The following is a 17548-nucleotide window of genomic DNA, read 5'->3' as shown; positions in this document are numbered from 1 at the left end:
GAGACGTTCGGTTTTCACGTCGCTATTGCCGCCGATCCTCACCTCTTCAAAAGATAATAGATATGAGTAATCACCCAAATCTTGTGAACTGGTATCATATCCATCCCGTATCGTCAAGACGACTGGTAAGTTACGTTACCGGAGTAGTCGTCTAAGGAATATATCGGATCGGCCAGGGTACGGACACATCGCTTCCGAGTATCGAAAGAGTGGAAAGCAGTTCACGCGGGGAAAAGTCCCGCGTGAACGCTTGCCGCCCTGAATTGGTCCCCGCTGACGCTTCGGCCCTCCAAGCGAAGCGTCATCATAACATCACCGATGGATGGACTTAAAAGTACCGACCTCAGTCGATATTTAGCGCCGCTCGGGGGAACCAGTGACCCCCGGGCGACACAGCGGTGTCGTTCGGCGTCGGGTCGAGGTAGCAGGCCCGTTTTATACTCGGAGGCATCTTGAGTAGGTATGCGGATTCGTGGCGAACGCGAGTGTCAAAACTGTGGTCGTCGGTGGACGTACTACGAGACGGGCAGTGTCGAGTGTCCCGACTGTGGCAGCCTACGCAGCGTCGGCGTCGACGAGCGGACGCGCCACACTGCCAGTCCAGTCTCACTTGACCTGAGACACGCTCGTGCGGCGGTCGATTCTGAGCCGATCGGGACGGTCGCGACCCGCGCCGCCGAGAGCGCATCCGAGTTCGTCCGCCTTCATGGATTCATCGACGCAGGGAAACTCCAGCCCCTTTCGGAGCAGTTCGTCGCGACGATGGAACTCAAACACGTCGGCCGGGCCATCGCCCGATCGATGGACGTTACCGAGGCCGCGCAGCATCACTTGCTCGCACTGCTGGACGGGGCACAATCGGGAACGCGACCGGACCCGTCGTCGGTGCCCGACTCGCTGATTCCTCATCGGGGGCTCGCTGCCGCCGCGACGGTCGAGGACTATCGGCGAGACCTCCGTCAGTATCTCGAAGACGAACCCGACGACCAGGCCCGAACCGTCCTCGGCAGCGTTGAAGATCACCGGGCACGGGTGGCTGCTCTCGACGGGGATATCCCACCTGAGCGGGCTGAAGCGCTGATCGAGGCCGCCCGGGCAGTCGGTGCCTACCTGATCGAGGATGATCCGGACGCGCTCGACCGCGCCCGTGACCGGCTTACGGAACTCGATCCGGAGCGATAGCGCGTATGCAGTCTGCTGCTCAGGGAAGCGTCACGTCGACGTTGTGCTGGAGGCCAGCGGCTTTGACAGTGTTATACAACAACATCGCCCGCGTCATCGGCCCGACACCGCCGGGGACCGGCGTGATCGCGCTTGCTTTCCCCGCTGCGCTGTCGAAATCGACGTCGCCGACCAGTTCGTAGCCCTTCTCGGTGTCCGCATCGACACGGTTGATCCCAACGTCGATGACCGTCACGCCTTCGGTGAGCATGTCGCCGTCGATCATTTCCGGGACGCCCGCGGCCGCAACGACGATGTCCGCCTCGCGGGTTTTCGCCGCGAGGTCATCGGTCCTGGAATGACAAACGGTCACGGTCGCGTTGCCGCCGTCCGCTTTCTGAAGGAGGAGATTCGCCATCGGCTTGCCGACGATGTCCGACCGGCCGACGATTACCGCGTCCTTGCCCTCGGGATCGACGCCGGCATCATCAAGCAGCATCTGGATACCGTGAGGCGTACAGGGTTTGTATCGGGCGTCGCCCGCGACCAGTCGACCGACGTTCTCGGGGTGGAACCCGTCGACGTCTTTCTCGGGGTCGATTCGACGGAGAACGGACTGCTTGTCGACGTGATCGGGGACCGGCATCTGGACGAGGATGCCGTTGACGGTCTCGTCGGCGTTGAGTCGATCGATCTCGTCGAACAGTTCCTCGGCGGGTGCCTCGGGATCGATCTCGACGTCGATCGCCTCGATGCCGACCTCGGCGCAGTCGTCCTGCTTCATCGAGACGTACGTCTCGCTGGCCGGATCGTCGCTCATCAATACCGTTGCCAGCGTCGGCGTCACGCCTTCGCTCTCGAGTTTGCCGATCGCGTCGCCGAGGTCGTCGCGGATCGACTGTGCCACTCTGTTCCCGTCGATGCTGTTTGCCATTACGGAATTCAGGGCGGCCGCGGAACATAAAGGCCCAGTATCCGTGCCCGGGCTCGCCCCGATTGTCGGGGTGGCGTGTCCAATGGACGCGACCAGCTGGGCACTTACTCCAGTTCCTTGTGGGCGTAGACGTTCCAGGATTCGTGTTCGACCACCGCTGCCTCGACCCCGGAAACCGACAGCGTAACCGCGTCACCAGTCTCGACGACATCGTACGCTTCCCTCCAGGCGTCGACGTACGTCTGCCGATCGTCACTGCGGTGGACGACGATTTCAAGCTCACTGGGGTCGAGTTCCGCATCCGTCTTCGAGGTGATCGAAAGCGATTCGCTCTCGGCGTCGTACGCGAACGTGAACTCGAAGGCCGGATGGACCGTCTCCGAGAAGACACTCGTCGGCTCGTCGCCCCCGGTCCACGTGACCTCGACGGTGGATCCAGTTTCGGCGCTCAGATCGATGCTGTCGCCGTTCGTGACGGTGTCCGTGAATCCATCGACGTCCTCGCCGTCGACGGTCACATCGAACTCCTCGGCGGGCCACTCACCCTGGCCCGAGAACACCAGCGAGGATCCGTCAAGCTCAAACTGGAGCATATTGTCCAGGTGGAGCCAGGTGAGAGTGATCCGCTCTTCCGGCTCCGTCCAGTACACGTGGACAGGACTTGTCCCGTCCAGTTCGATGGGGGCGCTGTCGCCGCCTTCGAGGGTGTCGTAGTCATCAGCGAAGACGGGATCGGACTCGCCACCACCCGTTCGGACGGCGAAGGCATCAGCGTCGTAGGTCACTTCGCTCCGGTAGACGATTTCGAACCCGTCGGTGGTCCGCGTCAGCTCGAAGGACGCTGGCGGCCGGACGTACTCGCTGAACGTTTCCGTCGGCCCGCCGTTGCCGACCCACTCGACGACGACTTCATCGCCCGTCTCGGCGTCGAGCTGTAACGTATCGACCCGTTCGAGCGTGTCGTATTTCTCAGCAAATCCCGTTGCAGGCTCCTCGCCGCCGACAGTCACCCGGAAGTTCGCCGGATCACGGCCCTCCTTGCCGTAGTAGACGAGTCTCGGCCCCTCTTCCGTATCGAGTCTGAAGTGTCCCGGAACCTGTGCCCGGAAGGTGTAGACCGACGACGACAGCGATCCACTGGCCCCCGCTCGCTCGTAGCTGTGGGTGGCCATCAACGTTACTCGATCGCCGAACGCGACGCCCTCGATGGTGATTTGGTCTCCTTCAGTCAGTCGGTCGTGACGATCCGCCAGTGATTCGGTCGTCTCGTCGCTGCTTGGTTCGTCTTCCTCGGGTGACCGATGCTCGATTTCGACGTGGTCCGTGCGATCGACCGGTTCGGAGCCGGTGTACGTCACCGTCAGCGTTTTTGATTCGATATCGTACGTTTCCTCGAAGGTTACTCCCCTGGCGATCACATCGTGGAAGACGATCCGTTCGAATTCGGGGTTCTCGGGATCGGTCCACTCGATCATGATCGACGAGAGCGGATCGGCGTCGACGGAGATCGAACTGTCGGGCTCCATCGGGTCGCCGTTCCAGGCGTCTTCGACCGGTTCGTCGTCGACAAACAGTGTCAACGACTCCGTTTGAAGCGGTTGCTCACCGTAGTGCTCCAGCCTGGCCGTTCCGCGTTCCTGCTCGTAGCTGACCGTGAGGTGGGGATCCGGTGCCCGTTCGCGGATCTCCTGGGTCGGCGCTTGCACGGTGAGTGTCCCGATGCCGACGCGACCGTCGCGCTCGACCGTTAAGTCGTCAGTGTTGCCCGCGCCGATATTTTTGGCGAACGTCTTGAATTCCTCGGTGTCGAAGTCCGATTGCTCGGTGTAGACGGTCGTGATCGAGACGCGTGCCGTCATCGGATCGAGTCGATCCCCACCGAAGGCGAAGGCCTCGATCACGTCGGTGTTGACCCCGTCGAGCTGCCCGGTCTCGTCCGCAGGGATCGATGGCAGCAACTGGATGACGGCTGACTCGCTGACCGGTGATAACGCGAGTCGGGCGTCCTCGGACAGCGGAAGCTCGCCGTCGCCCGCCGCCTCGGTCGCCGCCGTCAACCCGTCCTTCCAGCCGTCTTTGGTGTCGTCCATCGCCACGATCAAACGGCCGTCCTCGCGATGGAGCTGTTCGATCGGGGCCTCTTCGGGCAGCGTCGGCTTCTCGGCGTCGAACGAGCCGACTATCGTAACGATCTGTGTCTGGTAGTCGCCGTATCTGGCAGCCGCGGCACGATCGATCTCGTCCAGTTCGAGACCGATCTGTGACACTGATCCGAACGCCGGCAACTGATTGAAGCTTTCGTCGTTGTCCGGGGATGGGGCAGTGCTCCGGATCCGAGACACCGACGTGCCGTCGACTGATTCCGGGATCGGATCAAGCACTGCAACCAGATCCTCGGGGAGGGTAATTTCGTCTGTCTCGGGTGTGGGCGTTTCAGTCGGCGTTGGTTCGTCTGTCGGTGTCGGCGTCTCTGTGTCCGAAGCGGTCGATGCTGGAGGGGCCGATGACTGGTTGTTGGGGTCACCCATACAACCAGCCAGGGCGGTCGTGGTGACACCGGCGAGAAGCCGGCGGCGGGTAAGATCCACCATACCCGGGTAATTACACCAGTCTGTGATTAAGTATTTCGAATGCGAATGTATCCCCTGTCGACACCATTTCGGCGGCAACGGGCAGAACTCTCAGCGTCGACGATTCAGCGTTCGTCGATGGGTCCGCGCGGAATCAGGCGTACAGCGGGTACTCGTCGGTAAGTTCGTCGACGCGTTCGGAAACCTCGGCGATGACGCCCTCGTCGCCGGGTGCGTCGACCACCTCGTAGATCAGGTCGGCGACCTCGCGGCAGGCGTCCTCGTCGAAACCACGGGTCGTCAGACCGGGCGTCCCGGCACGGATACCCGACGGGTTGAACGCCGAGCGCGTCTCGCCGGGGACGGTGTTGGCGTTGAGCACGATTCCGGCGTCCTCGAGTGCTTCCTCCACGTCCTTGCCCGGCGTGTCCGGGTGCGAGGGCCGGAGGTCGATCAGGACGAGGTGGTTGTCGGTTCCGCCGGAGACGAGTTCGAGGCCGTGTTCCTGCAGGCGGTTGGCGAGCGCCTTCGCATTGGCGACGGTCTGTTCGGCGTATTCCTCGAACTCGGGGTCGAGTGCCTCGCCGAAGCCGACGGCCTTCCCAGCGATGTTGTGCATCAATGGGCCGCCCTGCATACCGGGGAAGACGGCCGAGTCAATGTCGTCGGCGTATTCGTCGTCGCACATGATGACGCCGCCGCGGCCGGCCCGGATCGTCTTGTGGGTCGACCCGGTCACGAAGTCGGCGACACCGACCGGCGAGGCGTGGACGCCCGCCGCGACGAGGCCCGTAATGTGGGCGATATCGGCCAGGTGATAGGCGTCGACTGTGTCGGCGACGTCCTGAATTCGTTCCCACTCGACCTCGCGGGGGTACGCGGAGTACCCCGAGACGATCATGTCCGGGTCGAACTCGTCGGCGATCTCGGCGAGGCCGTCGTAGTCGAGATAGCCCGTCTCGGCGTCGACCTCGTACTGTTCGACCTCGTAGACCTGGCCGGCGAAGTTCGCCGGGTGGCCATGAGAGAGATGGCCGCCGTGGGTCAGATCCAGCGAGAGGATCTTGTCGCCGGGATCGAGGACGGCCAGGTAGACGCCCATGTTGGCCTGGCTGCCCGAGTGTGGCTGGACGTTGACGTGGTCGGCTCCCCACAACTCCTCGGCGCGATCGATTGCGAGTTCCTCGACGTCGTCTGCGTACTCACAGCCGGCGTAGTAGCGTTTGCCCGGATACCCTTCGGCGTAGATGTTCGTCAGCGTCGACCCCTGGGCCTCGAGGACCGCCTCGCTGACGTGGTTCTCGCTTGCGATCATCGCGAGCGTGTCTTCCTGTCTGTCGCGTTCGCCGGCCAGCGCGTCGGCGACGGCCGGATCCGTCTCACGGACGCTGTCGTCGTCCATATCTGTTCCTCGATGGCCAGTCTTGAATAAGCTACTCTTTCGACGCTGGGCCTGGTCCGGGTCAACCTGTAAATCTTCGATGAGGCCCCGCTTTTGATGAACGATATATCTCAACGGCGATATCCTTAAATATTAGTGGCCTTTAAGACAGGCCACTTCATGACAATAGAGAATACGATCGCGTCTGACATCGAACACGTCCTCGCAGAGACTGTTTCGTCTCCCGAAGACATCTACGTCGTCAATCCGGCCCAGGAGACGATCGTCGCTCTCGTCAACACGCTGGATGCCCTCGACTCGCCGCCGACAGTTCGACTTCTCGCGCCCGAGCGCCCGCTCAAACAGGTGATGGACGACTTCATCGTGGCAAGTACGGCCGCGGATCTGATCGACGAGGGGACGCTGTCGCTACGGCTGCTCGACGAACAGCCGGTCAACTCGTTGCTCGTGACGGACGAAAACGTCGTCTCGCTCGTGACAGCGACCGACGGGGCGGCCGGACTCCGGACCGACGACGGGTCGTTCGTCTCCTCGACCGCTGAATTCTACGCTGACCGCTGGGAGACAGCCGGCGAGTTCACGCTTCGGACGCCGCCGCTGTCGCGCGTTCGATCCACGCTCGCCGCGGAGATCAGCGAGGAAGCCCGCGCGGATTTCGACGCCGTCCTCGACTCGCTGTCGACCGCCCGTAGCGACGGCGAGGGAATCGACGAGGTGACGATCAGTCTGCTCGTGGCCGCCCGGAACCGCGAGTTGCTCTATGACATCAGCAAGTGGGGCGAGGACGTCGGCCTCGCGAGCAAGGCGACGTTCTCCCGGACGAAGACCCAACTCGAAGACAAGGGACTGCTCAACACCGAGAAGGTCCCGATCGACGTCGGCCGCCCCCGACTCCGCCTGCTGCTCGGCGACGAACGACTCCAGCACGCTGACGCGACGGAACTTGCCGGCGTTGCCATTGACCTGCTTTCGGAGTAGCGCGACCTTTTTGCCGCTCGGGCATCCACGGAGGACCATGTCTGTTGGTCTCGTGGGTGCCGGTCCGGCCGTCGAGGCGGTCGAATCCGCGCTCGGTGACGTTGATAGCGCCGTGTCGACGTGTGAACCCGATGAAATCGAGGACTACGACCTGGGGATCGTCGTCGACGTTGCCGGTGCAGGCACCTTCGAACGGGCGAACGAGCGCGCGCTCGAAACAGAAGCATCCTGGATCGCGATCGAACTCGGCGGTGTCGGCGGCGTCCCGGTTGTCGACGCCGCGATCACCGGATTTGGGCCGGAGACGGCGTGTTACGAGTGTCTCCGCAAGCGCGTCCGGGCGAACGTCGATCCGGCGGAGGAGCCGACGGAAGCCCCACCGCCGACGACGGCACGGTTCGCCGGGGCAATCGCCGGCCGGGTGGCTGCGAGCACGCTTGATCGCTCCGTCGACGCCCCGGAGGTCTTCGGGTTCGTGACGGAAATTCCGGAGGCGACGCGCCGCTTGCTCCCTGTCCCGCACTGTACATGCGGGACGGAGCCGTCACGGACCATCGAGCGAACGGCCGTCGACCGCGACCTTGAGGCGACGATCGCGCGGGCCGAGCAGGGGCTCGATGACCGTCTCGGGATCGTCCAGGAGGTCGGCGAGATCGAGTCCTTCCCTGCCCCCTACTACCTCGCCCGGAACGGCGACACGGACGGGTTCAGCGACGTCTCCTCGACTGGCCCGGCAGCGGGCGTCGACGTCAACTGGAACGCTGCACTGATGAAAGCGCTCGGGGAAGCCTACGAGCGATACAGTGCCGGCGTCTATCGGCGTGAAAGCTTCCGGACAGCCGCCATGGAGGAGCTGGCCCGACCGATCGCGCCGTCGTCGTTCGTGACGCCGGAGCCGCCCGGAGACGGCCCTTATGACTGGATCGAGGGGCAGGATCTCGCAACCGGCCAGGGGGTGCAGGTGCCGGCGTCGGTGACCGTCTATCCGCCGTCCGACGATCGCTTCCGGCCCGCGAACACGACCGGGCTCGGCTTTGGCAACGCGATGGTCGAGGCGTTGCTGTCGGGACTGTACGAAGTGATCGAGCGCGACGCGTCGATGCTGTCGTGGTATTCGACGTTCGAACCGCTGGAACTCGACGTTTCGGACGATCGTTTCGAGACGCTCGCCAGGCGGGTAAACGTCGAGGGGCTCTCGGTCACGCCACTCCTGCTCACCCAGGATATTGACGTGCCGGTCGTGGCGGTTGCCGTCCACCGGGCGGACGGCGAGTGGCCCCGGTTCGCCCTCGGATCGAGCGCGAATCTCGATCCCGCCGCCGCTGCGCGCTCGGCGCTGGCCGAAGCGGTCCAGAACTGGTTCGAACTCCGCCAGATGGGGCCGGACGGTGCCGTCGACGCCAGCGGCGCGATCGGTGACTACGCGACATTCCCCGACGTTGTCGCGGACTTCGTCGACGCCGCGGGAACTGTCCCGGCAGCCGATGTCGCACCCGATGCGCCCGACGATGGGGGTGAGGCGCTGTCGGCCGTCGTCGAACGGGTCACCGACGCCGGTCTCTCGCCGTACGCGGTGCGACTTACGCCCCGCGACATCGAAGCGATCGGATTCGAGGCCGTTCGCGTGCTTGTTCCGTCGGCCCAGCCGCTGTTTCTCGGCGATCCGTACTTCGGTGAACGACTCGAAACAGTCCCGGACCGTCTCGGATTCGAGGCACGGCCGGACCGTGCGTTCCATCCGTTCCCTTGAGCAGACAGCAACGACTTGCTGGCAAAATTCTCAGATGCCGAACGCAGCCCGGAGCATGTCACGGGATCCGGGCCCGAGGCCGACGGCGACGACCCCGACCAGGAGGACGTAGCTGTACCGGGGATTCTCTTCGATGAACGCCTCGTCGAACAGCCAGACGATGCCCAGGGCGACGCCGAGCTTCACGAGCAGGAATGGCCACGCGCTGCCGATCGCCTCGAAAATCCCGGCCGGCAGGACCGCTTCGGTCACGTTCATGATGATCTCGTTGGCCGGATGCTTCGGGTAATACGAGACGGGGAGGGCAAGCGTGTCCGCCCAGTCGGTGATGAGAACGTTCGCGACGCCGTCGATCGCGTGCGCCCAGAGGACGATCAATCCAACGTAGCCGGTCCCGCTGTTGATGTATGGGGCGAACCGCTCGGTGAGGGCGTAGACGCCGTAGGCCATCGCCGTCGCGCCGCCGACGATAATGAGCAGGACGTGTGGGAGGAAGTCGACGTGTTCGACGGTCACTCCGAGCACGACCAGATAGCCAAACGTCACACCGAAGGCGACGCTCCCGATGATCCCGAGTGCCCGTTCGGCCGAAGAGACAATCCCACGATCGGCGAGCCGGAGACTCCCGACGAGCGCGCCGATGGCGATCCCGAACACGGTAAAGTAGATGATCGGGCTGATGAACAGCGTGTTGAGCGGATACGAGGCGACCGGTTCGACGCCGGCCTCGACGGCGGCGTCGGTCGCGTCCTCGACGACCCGGAGCGCGCCGCCGAACAGCATGAACGGGAACAGCGCGTAGAAGTACTCCCGACCGAACGAAACGTCGAGATTCTTCAGGAGCAGGTAGACGCCGATCAGGAAGAACAGTCCGATGACCATGTAACCCGCTTCCGAAACCAGGGTATAGCCCGGTTCGGCGACGATGTGGCCCTGTTCCATCGCGATCCCGCAGTTCTCGGCGAAACCGCTACCGCCCAGCAGCGTCTCTCCGCCGTCTTTGATCGCACAGCCGGCGTTGTGGGCGTCGGCGTACACCGGCCCCCAGAAGTACTGCCAGATGAACTCGTCCCACACCTGCCGCGTGAACGCGATCGACGCGCCCCCGATCGCGACGATCGCGGCCCCGAACATCGCGAGCCACGCCCGCCCGGGCGTCAGCGTGAACGCTTGGTCGTCCATGTTCATGCAGGTGTCAGCCGTCCTGTTTAGCGTTCCGGTCCCGGCGCGCATGTCGTCGTGGTGGCCCCGTCCGCGAACGCTTTTGGCGCTTGCCCACAAACGCCACCCATGGACGCAGCGGTGATCGGCGATCTGGTTGCCCCGGCAAGACGGAGCGACGACCTCGCGTATCGGGTGGTCGGCGACCGGGCGCGATCACACAGTTACGATAGCGTCTGTGCAACTGCCTGGAAAACGGCGAATCTGCTCCGGCTCTATGGCGTCCACGACGGATCGATCGTCGGTGTCGTCGATGCGCCCAAACACCCCGATTACGAACCGGGAACGCCGCCGTCACGAACCGAAGACACGCCGATTCCGGAGGTCATCTTCGCGTTGCTCGGCGCGGCGTTGCTCGGCGCGACCGTCCGGTTCGATCCACCGCGGGACCTCGAAGCCGACGCGCTGGTCGGCCCGGCCGCCTGGATGGACGACTACGAACCGGGACCGGCCAGTACGTCGATCGCCTACGGCGGGCCGCCGGAGAATCCGTCTATAGTCCACTTCGAAACCGAAGTCTGGAGCGAGACGCCGATCGCCCCACCTGAAACGGTTTCGCCGGACACACCACTGTTGATTACTGACGACCGGCAGTTCGATCACCGGACGCTGGTCGAAGCTGCTGAGGCTTTCCTCGATCAAGCGTCTCTCACGGCCGCCGATAGCGTCGCCATCGATAGCACCCTCTCTGAACCGGGAACCGTCGTCGGTGGGGTTCTCGCTCCACTACTCGCCGGCGGGACGATGCTGGTCGGTACCGACGACGAGACGGTTCGGATCGGTGCGGACGGGATCGACCCGCGATCGATCAGCATCGGGAATTCGTGATAGTACCACACGGGAGTCAACAGAAACCCGGACTGACCCCTCTCAGGTACTCGGGCGGACGTAGTTCGCCAGCGTGACCACGGTCCCCAGCAGCCAACCGACGGGGATCGAGATGGCGAACCACATGACCGCGTGAGCGACTCCACGGAGGTCGTACGTGCTTCGCAGGCGCTCGTTTATGTTGTAGACGTCGAGCAGCGTGTCGTTGATCCACCGGGCGATCGCTTCACTCCGGGAGAAGACAGTCTCGGCGAGCGTCGGCGAGTACAGCGCGGCGACGACGGGTGGAAGCAAGAGCGCGGTCACACCGAAGGGATACGCAAGGAGGACGGTCGTCACTCGGCCGCCGATGCGGCTGAAGACGTAGGCGAGCAGACCGGCGACGATCGCGACGACGCTTGCCGCCAGGACGGCGATGAACCCGCTGGTGGAGAACTGATATCTGGCGAACGCACTCAGCGCCCCCCATAGCACGGCCAGGACGACGAACACGCCGATCGCGCCGATCCGGGCCGCCGCCAGGTCGATGCGTCTCGTCTGGGCGCGGAACACGTAGCCAAGCAACACCAGTGGGTAGAGTATTGCGACCAGCAGCGCCCCGATGGCACCCCACAGCCGGTAGGCGAACCAGCCCGACTGTGAGTTGGGGGTCCACTTCCCGAGGACGGTGTCCGCCGCGTTGCGCTGGCGTGGATAGACGATCTCCATCCACGTCTCGTGGAGCCGCTTGAGGTCGATACGAATCCCGGCGACGATTCCCGTCGCGTTCCCGCCCGACATGTGTAGCCGATTGATCGCCAGTGCGTATAATTGCTACGAGCCGTCCCCGGCGCTTGGACCCGAGTTACCAGGAGGCAGGTGCCCAGTCCGGGTTGATCTGGCGGTCGGTCCGCTCGATATCGTCGATGGCCGCGATATCCTCGTCCGCAAGGTCGAGTGCGACACTCTCGAAATTGTCCCGGATGTGGGCCTCGCTGGTCGCTTTCGGGATCGCCGTGACCCCTTTCTCTCGCAGCCAGGCCAGGCTGACCTGTGCCACGCTTGCATCGTGTTTTGTAGCGATGTCGGCGAGCGTTCCGTCGTCGAGGACGGTCCCCCGTCCGAGCGGCGAGTAGGCCACGAGGTTGAGATCAGTCTCGGCGGCGAACGCCCGGAGTTCATCCTGCTGTAGGTAGGGGTGCATTTCGACCTGATTGGCGAACAGGGGTGCATCAAGTACCTCCTGGACGCGCTCGACCTGTTCGGGGGTGAAATTGCTCACGCCGACGCGATCGATCACGCCACGGTCGACCAGTTCGTCGAACGCAGGCAGCGTCTCTTCGGGGTCATAGGCGTGTGACGGCCAGTGGATGTACAGCAGATCGATCGTCTCGACGCCGAGGCGATCGGCGCTCCGTTCGGCGCTTTCGATGACGTCCGCATAGGCGAGATCGCCCGCCCAAACTTTCGTTGCAAGGAAGATATCCTCACGCGGGACGTCGGCGGCGGTGATGCCGTCGCCGACGGCCGCCTCGTTGTGGTACGCCTTGGCCGTGTCGACGTGGCGATACCCCATTTCCAGGGCCGTCCGGACGCTCTCGGCGCACTGTTCGGGGGCTTCGTTTTGCCAGGTCCCAAGCCCGAGCATGGGCATGGCATCGCGAACCGGCACGTCGTCGTGAGTCGTCTGGCCTGTCATCGGGTAGCCGTAGCAGGCACACCGAAAAAAGGGTGCGGATACGGCTCCCGGCCGCCCGTCAATTGGCCGTCAGTATTTCGGATCGGCCCCAAACTCCGCGAAGAAGTCGTCCATGAAGGCATCGCGCTTCTCCCGCCAGTCTTCGAACCCGCTGGGCGATGTCGGATACTCGTCGTAGATCGCTTTGAGTTGTGAGGCGCGCTGGTTGACTTTGTATGCGTCGTACAGCGTCCCCCAGTGACCGAACGTCTGGACCATCGTCTTGATTTTCAGCCCCCAGCCCATCGAGGAGGTCCCGCTCCGGCCGAGGATGTCGATGAGTTGCTGGGCGGGCAGCGCCGAGATGACGTCTGAGATGTCCTCGACGGACAGTGTCGTGCCGAAGATGTTGTACAGATCCATCGCCGCAAACCGCTTGCCGAAGTCCGTCAGGACGCGGTGGTTGTACTCCCACAGCGCGGCCTCACTGACGTCCCCCTCGGCGATGGCGTCGGCAGCGACCTCGGCTGCCCAGTGCCCGGCTTTGGCCGCACCCGGAATCCCGCCGCCAGTGGTCGGGTTGACGTGGGCCGCAGCGTCACCGATTGCGATGAATCCGGGCGCAGTCGCGGAGTCATAGGGCCGCCGGGTCGGTAGCGCCGCGCCGAGTTTGTCCGTGACTGTGGCGTTCTGGAACTCCTCGCGGTCTTCGATATCTTCGCGAAGGACCTCGACGAGTTCCATCGGTTCCTGGTCCATCTGGAAGCCCAGCCCGACGTTGATCTCGGTCGGCGTCCGCGGGAAGTACCACAGATACCCCAGTTCTTCGGTCGGTTTGAACACGATAGCGTCCTCGAAGTCGACCGGTTCCTCAACCTCGATGACCTCGCGATAGGCCGAGCAGAACTGTCGGTGGGTGACGTTCGTATCGAAGGTGGCGTCGGCGAGGTCGGCCTTGTCCTGCAGGAGCGACAGCGCGCCCGCGGCGTCGATCACGACCTCGGCGTCGTAGCGTTTCCGGTCGCCCTTCCGGGTCGCCTGCACGCCCTCGACACGGCCGTCGTCGGTCTGGACGACGTCCTGGACGACGGTGTCGAAGTGTAAGTCCGCCCCGACGCGGTCGGCCTCTTCGAGCAACACTTCGCCGTAGCGCTTCCGGTCGACGATCGATCCTGAGCCGGTGGCGAAGGGATACTCGATCGTGCCGCCGTCGGGCACCTCGAACACTGCCTTCTGAATGTTCTCGTTGGTAAACGCTTCCTCGCGTAGATAGTCCAGATCGATCACATCCGGGAACGTGCTCTTGCCCTTGATCGCGTCACCACACGCGATGTGTCCCGCCTCTTGTTCGCTCTTTCGCTCCAGGAGGACGACATCGAGATCCTGTTGGGCGCCACTGGCGGCTGCGAACGCACCAGCAGTCCCACCACCGACGATGACGATGTCGTACGCGTCTGCGGACATGAACCATTGGTAAACTTGGGGTTCACAAAAAACTGCCGTGTATCCGTAGGAAATATTGCCACTTAACACTTGTTTTGCATTTTTTGGCGGGCTTTACGGTCCCGTGACGGAGTGGCCGCCGTGGCGAAAAGATGATATTCACACCGGCCAGAACGCCACCAATGTGCCGGCGACGATCAGGCCGGATTCGGATGGTGATCTCGTAATGAGGACGACACTTCGCCGGCGATTCGCCGGCTGGCTGGCCGAGCGTGACACAGTACCGACAACTGGCCAGGCCGTCTTCGGGTATTATGCCGGCTCCGGCGTCTTCGATCGCGAAAGTATTCAGCTCAAACGCATCGTCGATCGACGGACCGAAGCGATGATCGACGATGCCTTCAAGCCGGTCGAAGACGCGATCGCCGATGCCTTCGACGTGGCTCCTGGGGCCGTCTCGTTCAGTTACGATACCAAGTTGACGATGCCGGCCGAGTTGACACTCGGTCAGATCTATCGGACGGCGAGGAATCGCGCCGACGACGGTGCCGATCCCGTCGCGTTGAGTATGTGGGAGGACGAGACTCCAGAAGCCACGGACCTCGCCGAGAACGACGTGGCCGGACCGGTCAGTTTTCGACAGTCGATCACTGAAGAGCAGTGGGCCACCGGCCCGACTTCCCCACAGGATCTTGTCGATGGTGGGGACTACCTCACTCGGCTCGTGCTCGCCGCGTTGATCGACGGTGACATGCGGGATGCGATCAACGACGCGGAGTTCGAGGATTTCTCCGTCGGCTTCGACATCACTCCGGCGGAGCGACGCCGGGTCGCCGAGATCGCCCAGGAGACCCTCGCGTCGGAGCTCGATGCGACATTTGACCGCCTCCCCGGGGAAGTCCGGGAGATCTACGAGTGGGCCGTCGACCTCTCGGAGCGCCACCAGGATCGCGATCCGCACTTCCGGGACCTCTTTCGGGCTGCCCGTGACGGTGATTCCTCGGCTCGTGAGGACATCCGAACGGAGTACCGCGACGCGTCCCTGTCGGAATTCGACGCGGAGGTTACGCTCTTTGAAGACATCGAGGCGTTGCCCTATCTCAAAACCCAGTACGCCCGGGTCGGCGTCATCTACGACGGCATGATCGAGATGTATCGGCGTGCCGGGTTGCCCGTCGACGAGGCGTTCAAGCGCTCGATCGTGCTGGCGATCATCGGCGCCCAGATCTGGCTCGACGATGTCGACGACTACGCCGACGACCGTGTCGATGGGCAACTCACGCCTGTCACCGCCGAATACGTCCTCGCCGAGGACGCCGAGACGGCCTACGACCGGATCGTCTCGATCAGCGAGGGGTACTTCGATCTCGCCGAGACGTTCGCGACCGAGACGGACTCGCCGCTGACCGGCATCGCCACCGAGTATATCTATCGCTCCGGCGATCCGACCGTGTTGCCCGGGGCCGCCGCCGGCGAGTGAGCGAACCCCGGGGAAGGGCTAATTGTCACCGACCGAAAGACCGAGGTTCCCTGCGCCTGACGGTGGAGATAATGACTGACGAAGAAGACGTCTTCGCCTGGTTGCAAGACGAGGTCAAACCGACGGTCGACGATCGAATACGCCAGTGGCTCGAGGAGTTCGAGTACGCCGAGCGCCTCTGGTATCCGATCGATACCGGCGGCAAGCGCATCCGACCGGGGCTCGTGTTCCTCGTCTCGGAGATGGTCGACGTCCCGCGGGCGGACGCACTCGACATCGCCGCAGGGGTCGAACTCCTCCACAACTTCACGCTGGTCCACGACGACATCATCGACGGCGACGAGTATCGCCGCGGCGAACCCACGTTGTGGGCCGAACACGGCGAGGGGAGCGCGATCAACCTCGGCGATATGATGTTCGCGAAGGCGATCCTGTGTTTCCCCGCCGAAACCCGTGATCTCGCGCTCGATACGGTCATCACGGTCACCAACGGCGAGCAGATGGACATCGACTTCGCCGACCGTCGTGACATCACCGTCGAGGAGTACATGACGATGGTCCGGCGCAAGACGGGCGCGCTGCTGGAACTCTGTGTCGACGCGCCGCTGGCCCTCGCCGACTCGGACCTCGACCTCTCCGGATTCACGTCGCTGGGGCCGGCCTTCCAGATCCGGGACGATCTGCTGGACTTCCAGGAGGGCAAGGGCCGCGAGCAGATAGGCAACGACGTCCGGGCCGGCAAACGGACGCTGATGGTTGTCCACGCCGACGACGAGCGAGTGTATGACATCCTCGATAAACCGTTCGACGAGACGACCAAGGAGGACGTCCGGACGGTCATGCAAATCCTGGAAGCCGAGGGGAGCATGGCGTTCGCTGAGCAGCGGATGAACGACCTGATCGAGGAGGCTCGCGGGGCGATCACCGAGCTCCCGGACTCGCCACAGCGAGCGAAACTCCAAGCTCTCGGACAGTTCATTACCGAACGGGACGTCTAGGGTTCACTGGCGGCACAACCGCGGCCGAAATCGACGGGAGCGGTGGCTTTATGTGAACCTGCCGGCGTGACTCGTGCATGTTACCGGAGCCGAAGGCGTTGTTCTGGGCGTTGACCGGAAACCTGGTGATCGGCATCGGTGCGGGGACCGCGACGCTGTCGGCGTTCTCGCCGTCGCTCCCGTTGCTCGACGGCTCGAATCCGGCGATCAGGGTCGGCGTTGTCTCGATCGGTTTTGCGATCTTCTTCGCGGGGTATCACCTCACGCAGGTCGGGACGTACCTCGATCCCGACGAATCGTTCGTTTCGGCGTTCGTTCCCGTTCCCGACGACGGCCCCGACAAACTCGCCACGAGTGGCTCGGGTGGCGTCGACGGCGTCCTCCTGGCCCGCGGTGGGTTCGTCGTTCTGGGCGTCGTCGGCCTCGGCGCGGGGATGCGGCTGTTCGCCCTCACGATCCAGTCCTGGGACGCGACCCTCGGCGTCGCCGCTGGCGTCGTCTGCATCGGGGGGTACATCTTCGGGCACATCGGGATCAACGGGGTGACGCTCTGAGATGGCTGCCGGGACACGCCCACGTGACTCGTCGCTTGCTCGCGTTGGGAGTGCTTTGGGCCTGATCGTCGGCCTAGCGGTCACCGCCGCCTCGATGTCCTCGGGTTTCATCTGGGCCAGCCAAGGCCACGTGCTGCTGGTCTACGTCGCCGGGTTCACCTCCTGGTCCGGCTATCTCATCGCTCACTACGCCGAGGAGGGCGTCTTCGTCGACGACATGAGTGAGGGGAGTGCCGACGCCCCGACGATGAACGGGGCCGCCGATTCGGGCGACGCGGATAGCGGCGTCCTCTGGCAACTCCGGGCGATCCTGCCGGATGGACCCGCTGTCTTTGGCTTTCTTGCCGGGATCGCGATTCTCGTAGCCGGAATCGCGATTCTGGCGTGGTACGTCCGCCTGGAGAATCACCTCCTGGGGAACGTCGGCAGCGGCATGTTCCTCGGCGGTTATGTGCTCGCCCACTACTTCGACTCCGGCAAGTTCCTATAGATTTATTTATACGAACGAATCGTATCCATTCGGCTGGTTCACAGGAACTTTTTTCACCGCCTACGCAGGAAAACCCACCACG

General features: G+C 63.7%; 15 protein-coding genes. 8 read left to right on the top strand and 7 right to left on the bottom strand.

The window, feature by feature from the left end; genetic code table 11:
• The first annotated feature begins 462 nt into the window (after window positions 1-462).
• Window positions 463-1182, top strand: a complete 720-nt coding sequence (locus HBNXHr_RS08135; protein WP_275881769.1) for a TFIIB-type zinc ribbon-containing protein — start codon at window positions 463-465, stop codon at window positions 1180-1182.
• Between the two features lie 19 nt (window positions 1183-1201).
• On the opposite strand, the gene HBNXHr_RS08130 is transcribed toward HBNXHr_RS08135, so the two are convergent.
• The 3 genes from HBNXHr_RS08130 to glyA all read right to left on the bottom strand — a co-directional run bounded on the left by HBNXHr_RS08130 (window position 1202) and on the right by glyA (window position 6067).
• Window positions 1202-2095 (bottom strand): bifunctional methylenetetrahydrofolate dehydrogenase/methenyltetrahydrofolate cyclohydrolase, encoded by an 894-nt coding sequence (locus HBNXHr_RS08130; protein WP_275736741.1) that lies wholly within the window; start codon window positions 2093-2095, stop codon window positions 1202-1204.
• Between the two features lie 104 nt (window positions 2096-2199).
• Window positions 2200-4686 (bottom strand): hypothetical protein, encoded by a 2487-nt coding sequence (locus HBNXHr_RS08125; RefSeq protein WP_275881768.1) that lies wholly within the window; start codon window positions 4684-4686, stop codon window positions 2200-2202.
• A gap of 133 nt (window positions 4687-4819) precedes the next feature.
• Window positions 4820-6067: a serine hydroxymethyltransferase gene (gene glyA / locus HBNXHr_RS08120; RefSeq protein ID WP_275881767.1), complete on the bottom strand. Its 1248-nt coding sequence runs from the start codon at window positions 6065-6067 to the stop codon at window positions 4820-4822.
• A 159-nt stretch (window positions 6068-6226) separates the two neighbouring features.
• On the opposite strand from glyA, the gene HBNXHr_RS08115 reads away from it, so the two are divergent.
• Both HBNXHr_RS08115 and HBNXHr_RS08110 read left to right on the top strand, forming a co-directional pair.
• Entirely contained in the window at window positions 6227-7045 is an 819-nt protein-coding gene (locus HBNXHr_RS08115; protein ID WP_275881766.1) for a DUF5821 family protein, read from the top strand.
• 37 nt (window positions 7046-7082) lie between these two features.
• The gene (locus HBNXHr_RS08110; RefSeq protein ID WP_275881765.1) at window positions 7083-8795 is read left to right on the top strand and encodes a YcaO-like family protein; all 1713 of its coding nucleotides are present in this window, start codon (window positions 7083-7085) and stop codon (window positions 8793-8795) included.
• Window positions 8796-8825: 30 nt separating this feature from the next.
• Here HBNXHr_RS08110 and HBNXHr_RS08105 read toward each other — a convergent pair whose 3' ends face one another.
• Complete coding sequence (locus tag HBNXHr_RS08105) at window positions 8826-9977, bottom strand: DUF63 family protein (protein ID WP_275881764.1); 1152 nt, start codon at window positions 9975-9977, stop codon at window positions 8826-8828.
• 108 nt (window positions 9978-10085) lie between these two features.
• Here HBNXHr_RS08105 and HBNXHr_RS08100 point away from each other — a divergent pair, with 108 nt between their 5' ends.
• Window positions 10086-10844, top strand: coding sequence for a hypothetical protein (locus tag HBNXHr_RS08100; RefSeq protein WP_275881763.1), 759 nt, complete (start codon window positions 10086-10088; stop codon window positions 10842-10844).
• A gap of 42 nt (window positions 10845-10886) precedes the next feature.
• Here HBNXHr_RS08100 and HBNXHr_RS08095 read toward each other — a convergent pair whose 3' ends face one another.
• The 3 genes from HBNXHr_RS08095 to HBNXHr_RS08085 all read right to left on the bottom strand — a co-directional run bounded on the left by HBNXHr_RS08095 (window position 10887) and on the right by HBNXHr_RS08085 (window position 13965).
• A complete protein-coding gene (locus HBNXHr_RS08095; protein ID WP_275736734.1) occupies window positions 10887-11624 on the bottom strand; it encodes a hypothetical protein in 738 nt (245 codons plus the stop codon).
• Between the two features lie 64 nt (window positions 11625-11688).
• On the bottom strand, window positions 11689-12477 hold the full coding sequence (locus HBNXHr_RS08090) for an aldo/keto reductase (RefSeq protein ID WP_275883703.1): 789 nt from the start codon (window positions 12475-12477) through the stop codon (window positions 11689-11691).
• Window positions 12478-12591: 114 nt separating this feature from the next.
• Window positions 12592-13965 (bottom strand): geranylgeranyl reductase family protein, encoded by a 1374-nt coding sequence (locus HBNXHr_RS08085; RefSeq protein ID WP_275736733.1) that lies wholly within the window; start codon window positions 13963-13965, stop codon window positions 12592-12594.
• 205 nt (window positions 13966-14170) lie between these two features.
• Here HBNXHr_RS08085 and HBNXHr_RS08080 point away from each other — a divergent pair, with 205 nt between their 5' ends.
• From HBNXHr_RS08080 to HBNXHr_RS08065, 4 genes are all read left to right on the top strand, one after another.
• On the top strand, window positions 14171-15424 hold the full coding sequence (locus HBNXHr_RS08080) for a hypothetical protein (RefSeq protein WP_275736732.1): 1254 nt from the start codon (window positions 14171-14173) through the stop codon (window positions 15422-15424).
• A 71-nt stretch (window positions 15425-15495) separates the two neighbouring features.
• Window positions 15496-16422 (top strand): polyprenyl synthetase family protein, encoded by a 927-nt coding sequence (locus HBNXHr_RS08075; RefSeq protein ID WP_275881762.1) that lies wholly within the window; start codon window positions 15496-15498, stop codon window positions 16420-16422.
• 77 nt (window positions 16423-16499) lie between these two features.
• The gene (locus tag HBNXHr_RS08070) at window positions 16500-16976 is read left to right on the top strand and encodes a hypothetical protein (RefSeq protein ID WP_275881761.1); all 477 of its coding nucleotides are present in this window, start codon (window positions 16500-16502) and stop codon (window positions 16974-16976) included.
• 1 nt (window position 16977) lies between these two features.
• Window positions 16978-17466, top strand: coding sequence for a hypothetical protein (locus HBNXHr_RS08065; RefSeq protein ID WP_275881760.1), 489 nt, complete (start codon window positions 16978-16980; stop codon window positions 17464-17466).
• The last annotated feature ends 82 nt before the right edge of the window (window positions 17467-17548 follow it).

It is taken from the genome of Halorhabdus sp. BNX81, assembly GCF_029229925.1.
GTDB lineage: Archaea > Halobacteriota > Halobacteria > Halobacteriales > Haloarculaceae > Halorhabdus.
The sequence above is the reverse complement of the archived record's forward strand: the minus strand, read 5'-3'. Positions and strand labels throughout refer to the sequence as shown.

What these genes read in the sequence shown, in the direction of transcription:
- HBNXHr_RS08130 (WP_275736741.1), bottom strand. Translation starts at nt 2,095, where the DNA reads ATGGCAAACAGCATCGACGGGAACAGAGTGGCACAGTCGATCCGCGAC.
- HBNXHr_RS08095 (WP_275736734.1), bottom strand. Translation starts at nt 11,624, where the DNA reads ATGTCGGGCGGGAACGCGACGGGAATCGTCGCCGGGATTCGTATCGAC.
- HBNXHr_RS08135 (WP_275881769.1), top strand. Translation starts at nt 463, where the DNA reads ATGCGGATTCGTGGCGAACGCGAGTGTCAAAACTGTGGTCGTCGGTGG.
- HBNXHr_RS08070 (WP_275881761.1), top strand. Translation starts at nt 16,500, where the DNA reads ATGTTACCGGAGCCGAAGGCGTTGTTCTGGGCGTTGACCGGAAACCTG.
- HBNXHr_RS08105 (WP_275881764.1), bottom strand. Translation starts at nt 9,977, where the DNA reads ATGGACGACCAAGCGTTCACGCTGACGCCCGGGCGGGCGTGGCTCGCG.
- HBNXHr_RS08100 (WP_275881763.1), top strand. Translation starts at nt 10,086, where the DNA reads ATGGACGCAGCGGTGATCGGCGATCTGGTTGCCCCGGCAAGACGGAGC.
- HBNXHr_RS08090 (WP_275883703.1), bottom strand. Translation starts at nt 12,477, where the DNA reads ATGCCCATGCTCGGGCTTGGGACCTGGCAAAACGAAGCCCCCGAACAG.
- HBNXHr_RS08080 (WP_275736732.1), top strand. Translation starts at nt 14,171, where the DNA reads ATGAGGACGACACTTCGCCGGCGATTCGCCGGCTGGCTGGCCGAGCGT.
- glyA (WP_275881767.1), bottom strand. Translation starts at nt 6,067, where the DNA reads ATGGACGACGACAGCGTCCGTGAGACGGATCCGGCCGTCGCCGACGCG.
- HBNXHr_RS08085 (WP_275736733.1), bottom strand. Translation starts at nt 13,965, where the DNA reads ATGTCCGCAGACGCGTACGACATCGTCATCGTCGGTGGTGGGACTGCT.
- HBNXHr_RS08075 (WP_275881762.1), top strand. Translation starts at nt 15,496, where the DNA reads ATGACTGACGAAGAAGACGTCTTCGCCTGGTTGCAAGACGAGGTCAAA.
- HBNXHr_RS08115 (WP_275881766.1), top strand. Translation starts at nt 6,227, where the DNA reads ATGACAATAGAGAATACGATCGCGTCTGACATCGAACACGTCCTCGCA.
- HBNXHr_RS08065 (WP_275881760.1), top strand. Translation starts at nt 16,978, where the DNA reads ATGGCTGCCGGGACACGCCCACGTGACTCGTCGCTTGCTCGCGTTGGG.
- HBNXHr_RS08125 (WP_275881768.1), bottom strand. Translation starts at nt 4,686, where the DNA reads ATGGTGGATCTTACCCGCCGCCGGCTTCTCGCCGGTGTCACCACGACC.
- HBNXHr_RS08110 (WP_275881765.1), top strand. Translation starts at nt 7,083, where the DNA reads ATGTCTGTTGGTCTCGTGGGTGCCGGTCCGGCCGTCGAGGCGGTCGAA.